Source organism: Burkholderia sp. LMG 13014 (assembly GCF_905232215.1).
Taxonomy (GTDB): domain Bacteria; phylum Pseudomonadota; class Gammaproteobacteria; order Burkholderiales; family Burkholderiaceae; genus Burkholderia.
On record NZ_CAJNKE010000344.1, the window covers coordinates 1 to 6,388 of the forward strand.

Genomic DNA, 6,388 nt, shown 5'->3' on the forward strand with positions numbered 1-6,388 from the left:
GCAGCGTCGATGCGGCCGACGGGTCGGCGAGGTTCGGATCGCCGCCGGAAGCCGCCTTGTTGCCGCTCGGCTGGTACGGCGGCTGCATCGTGTTGATCGCATAGAAGTCCGGCGTCAGGTTGCCCGAGTTCACGAACTTCGGAATGCCGTCGAGCGCGGAAGCCGGCGAGTTGGTCGCGAGCTGAAGCGACTTGCCGTCGGTCGCAACGGCCGAGATCGAGCCGGCGGCGGGGCTCTTGTCCGCGTTCGCGTAGAACGGCGCGCACGCGCAGATCAGGTACTGGTGGTTCAGGAACGAGCCGCCGAACGCGCCCATGAAGAAGTTGTCGGCCAGCGTGAACTGCTGCGCGATCTTCCACAGCGGCAGCTTCGTCGCGTCGGGCGTGTAGTGGCCCATCACGAGGCCGCCGGAATCGGCCCAGGCGGCGAACATGTCGTTCTTGCCGCCGTTGATCTGCATCTGGTTCTCGTAGAAGCGGTGATACAGGTCGCGCGTCGTCACGCTCATCGACGTGTTGAAGCCGTTCGGGTCGTCGATCGCGAACGGCGCGTTCGGCAGGTTGGCCGTCATCGCTTCGGTCACGGCCGGCGTGACGCCCTTCGCGGTCAGGCCGCCCCAGACCTTCGGCAGCGTCGCGAGCGGCTGGCCGTTGCGGTCCTTCTGCTGCGCGCTTGCCGCGGTCACGTTCTGCAGGCCGTTCGCGCCCGGGAAGTTGCCGTACAGGTTGTCGAAGCTGCGGTTCTCGGCGTAGATCACGACGACGTTCTTCACCGTCGACAGGCCTTGCTGCTGCACGTCGTCGCCGCCGCAGGCGGTGAGGGCGGCGGCCGCGGCAACGGCGATCGGTGTAAAGCGAATCCAGGCGTGGTTTTTCATCCGTTGTACTCTCTATCTCTCTCTTGTCGCGTGGGGAACCGGAGCATTCGTGTACCGCCGGTTCGCGAGGGTGACCGTGGCATGTCCGGCTGTAAGCATTTTGAGGGTGCGATTTGACAGCCGGGTGTAGGCGTCCTTTCGATTACCTGTCGGTTGGCCGTCATGTAACGGTCATGCGGCTGACATAAACTCCGGCCGCTCCTGAACCCACTTTCCGACGAATCGATGAAGCCTCGCCAACCGACAGCCGGCGCGTTCGCGCGTTCGTGGCTGCACCTGACCGGCGCATTCGCGCTGGCCACCACGCTTGCAACCCTTGCCGGCTGTGACGGACAGCCGGGGGCGGGCGCACCGTCCGTGCAGGCCGCGAGCGCGGCGAGTGCACCGGGCGCTGCCCATGTAGTTGCGTCCGCAACGGTTGCGGCCAGCGGCGCGGTGGTCGAGACGAACCAGCCGCAGACGCGGGCACAAGTTTACGAAGGCGTGCGCCGGATGACGGCGCTCGGCAAGCAACTTTTCTTTGACCCTACGCTGTCAGGTTCCGGCAAGCTCGCGTGCGCGTCGTGCCACAGCCCCGATCACGCGTTCGGCCCGCCCAATGCGCTGGCCGTGCAGTTCGGCGGCGACGACATGAAACGCCCGGGCTTCCGTGCGGTGCCGTCGCTCAAGTACCTGCAGGGCGTGCCGCAGTTCACCGAACACTTCCACGATTCCGACGACGAAGGCGACGAGAGCGTCGATGCGGGCCCGACGGGCGGCCTCACGTGGGACGGCCGCGTCGACACGGGCGCCGAGCAGGCGCGCATTCCGCTCACATCGCCGTTCGAGATGAACAGCTCGCCCGCGAAGGTCGCGCAGGCGGTGAAGGCCGCGCCGTATGCGGACGAGTTCCGCGCGGTGTTCGGCGTCAAGGTGCTCGACGACGATGCGGCCACGTTCAAGGCCGTGCTGCGCGCGCTCGAGACGTTCGAGCAGACACCCGAACTGTTCTCGCCGTACACGAGCAAGTACGACGCGTATCTCGCCGGCCATGCGCAGCTCACGCCGGCCGAATTGCGCGGGCTGCAGTTGTTCAACGACGAGAAGAAGGGCAATTGCGCGAGCTGCCACATCAGCCAGCGCGCGCTCGACGGCACGCCGCCGCAGTTCAGCGATTTCGGGCTGATCGCGGTCGCGGTGCCGCGCAACCGCGCGCTGCCCGTCAATCGCGATCCGCGCTTCTACGATCTCGGCGCGTGCGGCCCCGAGCGCACCGACCTGAAGGGCCGCGACGAATTCTGCGGGCTGTTCCGCACGCCGTCGCTGCGCAACGTCACACTGCGCAAGACGTTCTTCCACAACGGCGTGTATCACACGCTCGAGGACGTGATGCGCTTCTACGTCGAGCGCGACATCCATCCGGAGAAGTTCTATCCGGTCGTGCACGGCAAGGTGCAGATCTACGACGACCTGCCCAAGCGCTACTGGCCGAACATCAACCGCGAGGCGCCGTTCGACCGCAAGCGCGGCGAGCAGCCTGCGCTGAACGAGGCCGAGATCAAGGACGTGATCGCGTTCCTGGGTACGCTGACTGACGGATATCAGCAAACGGCCGCGCCGGCCGGCCACTAGAAGGCGGCGTCGACGGCACGCATGCTATCCTCGCTCGCTGACAGGCGCAGTGTGCGTGCCGGATGGCCGGCCCCCGGTTCGCCGGCATGCACACTGCGCCGTTCGATCGAACATCCAAGGAGAACAACATGTCGATGCGTGCATCCCTTTCCGTCGTCACGCGTGTGCTGGCCGGCGCCGCGTGCGCAGCTGCGATGCTGCCCGCCCATGCGCAGAACAACCTGAACTTCCTGAACGACACGCCGCTCAGCTACTTCAGCAAGACCGACCGCGCGTCGCTTTCCAAGGCGGTCGTGCAAGTGCGCGACGAAGGCAAGGACGGCGAGACCACGACGTGGCAGAGCAGCGGCCGCGGCACGCAGATCGATGCGAAGCTCACGCCGAGCACGACCGAGGCGGATGGCAAGACCTGCCGTGAAATCGCCACCGAGATCACCGCGAAGGGCCAGACGATGACGCTCAAGCCCGTCTATTGCAAGACCGACGCGGGCAAGTGGCAACTGCAGAAGCGCTGAGCACGCACGTGATGAAGCGGGGCGGCGCGCCGCGCACGGTGTCGTGCGGCGTCGTGATCCTCGATGGGGCCGGTCGCGTGTTCCTCGCACACGCGACGGATACCACGCACTGGGACATCCCGAAGGGGCAGGGTGAGCCGGGCGAGTCGCCGGCCGACGCGGCGCTGCGCGAACTGCTCGAGGAAACCGGCATTGCATTCGCGCCGGCCCGATTGCTCGATCTCGGCCGCTTCGCGTACCGGCACGACAAGGACCTGCATCTGTTCGCGGTGCAGGTGGCCGACGGCGAGATCGATGCCGCGCAGTGCACGTGCACGTCGCTGTTTCCGAGCCGTCGCGACGGCTCGATGATTCCCGAGATGGATGCGTACCGCTGGACCCTGCCCGGCGACATCGACGCGTATGCGAGCCGCAGCCTCGCGCGGCTGTTTCGCACGAAGCTGTCGCTGGCGGATCTGCATCGGCGGTTGATGGGTGGGTGAATCAGCGTGGCGGTTTGCGCTGCCACGTGACCTGGCTTCGCTTCAAAGCGCGCAACAAAAAACCGGCCCTGAGGCCGGTTTTTTTATGGTCACGCGACGGTGGCTTGCGAAGCCGCGCGCCGCGTGCGAAGCACGCCGTTACGCCGGCTTGCCCCAGCTGTCGCGCAACCCGACGATCCGGTTGAACACCGGCTTGCCCGGCTTCGAATCGACACGATCGGCCACAAAATAGCCGTGACGCTCGAACTGCAGGCGCGTTTCCGGTGCGATGTCGTCGTTGCCCGGCTCGATGTATGCCTGCACGATCTTCTTCGAATCGGGGTTCAACGCCTCGAGGAAGTTCGCGCCGCCCGCGTCCGGATGCGGCTCCTTGAACAGGCGGTCGTAGATCCGCACTTCGGCCGGTTGCGCATGCTTCGCGCTGACCCAGTGAATGTTGCCCTTGACCTTGTACGTGTTCGCGCCTTCGGTGCCCGACTTGCTGTCCGGGAAGTAGTTGCAGTGCACGGCCGTCACGTTGCCGTCGGCGTCCTTGTCGAAGCCCGTGCACTCGATCACGTAGCCGTAGCGCAGGCGCACCTTGTTGCCCGGGAACAGCCGGAAATAGCCCTTCGGCGGGTTTTCGACGAAGTCCTCGCGCTCGATCCACAGCTCGCGCGAGATCGGGAACGTGCGCACGCCGCGTTCCGGATGATGCGGGTGCACGGGGGCCGTGCACGCCTCTTCGAGATCTTCCGGATAGTTGTCGATCACGAGCTTCAGCGGATCGAGCACCGCGACGGTACGCGCGGCCTTGTCGTCGAGGTCGTCGCGCAGCGCGCCTTCGAAGATGCTCATGTCGATCCACGAGTCGATCTTCGTCACGCCGATGCGCTCGCAGAACAGGTGGATGCTCTCCGGCGTGAAGCCGCGGCGGCGCACGCCGACGATCGTCGGCATCCGCGGGTCGTCCCAGCCGTCGACGTGGCCTTCGGTGACGAGCTGCAGCAGCTTGCGCTTGCTGGTGATCGCGTACGTGAGGTTCAGTCGCGAGAATTCGATCTGTTGCGGCAGCGGGCGCGTGAACATGCCGGCTTCCGCGAGTTCGTTCAGCACCCAGTCGTACAGCGGGCGGTGATCCTCGAATTCGAGCGTGCACAGCGAATGCGTGATGCCTTCGATCGCATCCGAGATGCAGTGCGTGTAGTCGTACATCGGGTACACGCACCACGCGTCGCCGGTGCGGTAGTGGTGCGCATAGCGGATCCGGTAGATCACCGGGTCGCGCATGTTCATGTTCGGCGAAGCCATGTCGATCTTCGCGCGCAGCACGTGCTCGCCTTCCTTGAACTCGCCGGCCTTCATGCGGCGGAACAGGTCGAGGTTTTCTTCAGGCGTGCGCTCGCGGAACGGCGACGGCTTGCCGCCTTCGGTCAGCGAACCGCGGTTCGCGCGCATTTCGTCGGCGCTCTGGCTGTCGACGTACGCACGGCCGCGCTGGATCAGCAGCTCGGCGAATTCGTACAGCTTGTCGTAGTAGTCGCTCGCGAAGTACTGGTGATCGACCGCTTCCTTGCGCCAGTCGAAGCCGAGCCAGCGCACCGCGTCGACGATCGAGTCGACGTATTCGACGCTTTCCTTTTCCGGGTTCGTGTCGTCGAAGCGCAGGTGGCACACGCCGCCGTAGTCGCGCGCGACGCTGAAGTTCAGGCAGATGCTCTTGGCATGGCCGATGTGCAGATAGCCGTTCGGCTCGGGCGGAAAGCGCGTCTCGACGCGGCCGCCCCATTTGCCGGTGCGGTTGTCGTCGTCGATGATGTTGCGGATGAAATTGGAAGCCGCGGGGGCGTCGTTGCGTTCGGTGCTCATGCGGATGGCGTCAGGTTGTGTCGGCGCGCGCGTCGCGCCGGTTTAATCCCGTGATTCTACCTGACCGGGGTCCGTCCCGCGCGGCTTGCGGCATGACAGACGCGGGTTTCGACCGATTATCTCGATATTGTGTCGGCTGTAACACGACGTAAATCGGATTGCCCGGGCCGTTTGGCGTTGCCTATGATGGCCTCACCGATTCAATGCCGCCGTTCGGGTTGCCGCGCGGCGGGAGGAAACTAAAAATCATGATGAAGAAGACCACGTTTATCGTTCGTACCGCCGTGATCGTCGCGGCCCTGTCGCAACTCGGCGCATGCGCGATGACGCATACGCAGCGCAATGCCGGTATCGGCGCGGCCGCAGGCGGCGCGCTCGGCTACCTGGTGACGGGCGGCCCGCTCGGCACGGTCGCGGGCGCCGCGGCGGGCGGTATCGTCGGCGCGAACGTGCGCTGACCGATGACATGACGCGAGCCGCCTGCCAGGCGGCTTGCCGTCCGGTCGCGACGCTGTTCCGAATGCGTCCCGACCCCACGCACATCCTTCCGGTTTCAGACAGGCGGCATCAGGGAGGAACGGGTGTGCGACACTGCGTCGACGCCACATAACGATTTCACTCGTCGACGCACTTTCCATGAGCCGATTCCCCGTTCTCGTCCTGCCGGGCTACGCCAATTCGGGCCCGCTTCATTGGCAGAGCCGCTGGGAGCGTGCCGATGCACGCTTCTCGCGCGTCGCGATGCCCGACTGGGACAGTGCGTTCCGCAACGGCTGGTGTCTCGCACTCGATCGCGCGGTCGAAGCCGCGCGTGGCCCGGTACTGCTTGCCGGTCACAGTCTCGGTACGCTGACCGCCGCGTGGTGGGCGACGCGCTATGCGCGCCCGGCCGCGCTCGCGAAAGTGCGCGGCGCGCTACTGGTCGCGCTGCCCGATCCCGACGGTCCCGCGTTTCCGGGCGATGCGCACGGCTTCGGGCCCGTGCCGTATGAACGGCTGCCGTTTCCGACCTGCGTCGTCGCCAGCAGCGACGATCCGTATGGCTCGCTCGCGTT

At 65.9% G+C, this 6,388-nt stretch carries 7 protein-coding genes; 5 read left to right on the forward strand and 2 right to left on the reverse strand.

What is annotated here, in order from left to right; genetic code table 11:
- Positions 1-877: acid phosphatase (gene acpA, locus JYJ84_RS25460; protein WP_205189588.1), on the reverse strand; the 877-nt coding region annotated here is incomplete at its 3' end.
- A 225-nt stretch (positions 878-1,102) separates the two neighbouring features.
- Here acpA and JYJ84_RS25465 point away from each other — a divergent pair.
- The 3 genes from JYJ84_RS25465 to JYJ84_RS25475 all read left to right on the forward strand — a co-directional run bounded on the left by JYJ84_RS25465 (position 1,103) and on the right by JYJ84_RS25475 (position 3,485).
- Complete coding sequence (locus JYJ84_RS25465) at positions 1,103-2,488, forward strand: cytochrome-c peroxidase (RefSeq protein WP_174961363.1); 1,386 nt, start codon at positions 1,103-1,105, stop codon at positions 2,486-2,488.
- A 128-nt stretch (positions 2,489-2,616) separates the two neighbouring features.
- Complete coding sequence (locus JYJ84_RS25470) at positions 2,617-3,003, forward strand: hypothetical protein (RefSeq protein WP_122946647.1); 387 nt, start codon at positions 2,617-2,619, stop codon at positions 3,001-3,003.
- Between the two features lie 11 nt (positions 3,004-3,014).
- A complete protein-coding gene (locus JYJ84_RS25475) occupies positions 3,015-3,485 on the forward strand; it encodes an NUDIX hydrolase (protein ID WP_174961391.1) in 471 nt (156 codons plus the stop codon).
- A gap of 138 nt (positions 3,486-3,623) precedes the next feature.
- Here the strand turns inward: JYJ84_RS25475 and JYJ84_RS25480 are convergent, their stop codons facing one another.
- Positions 3,624-5,333 carry a glutamine--tRNA ligase/YqeY domain fusion protein gene (locus JYJ84_RS25480; RefSeq protein WP_122945100.1) on the reverse strand — a complete coding sequence of 570 codons (1,710 nt, stop codon included), beginning with the start codon at positions 5,331-5,333 and terminating at the stop codon, positions 3,624-3,626.
- A 248-nt stretch (positions 5,334-5,581) separates the two neighbouring features.
- Between JYJ84_RS25480 and JYJ84_RS25485 the strand changes: the two genes are divergently transcribed.
- Together JYJ84_RS25485 and JYJ84_RS25490 are read left to right on the forward strand one after the other, a co-directional pair.
- On the forward strand, positions 5,582-5,791 hold the full coding sequence (locus JYJ84_RS25485; protein ID WP_011351716.1) for an ornithine acetyltransferase: 210 nt from the start codon (positions 5,582-5,584) through the stop codon (positions 5,789-5,791).
- 178 nt (positions 5,792-5,969) lie between these two features.
- On the forward strand, positions 5,970-6,388 hold a 419-nt coding region (locus JYJ84_RS25490), incomplete at its 3' end, for an alpha/beta hydrolase (RefSeq protein ID WP_205189589.1).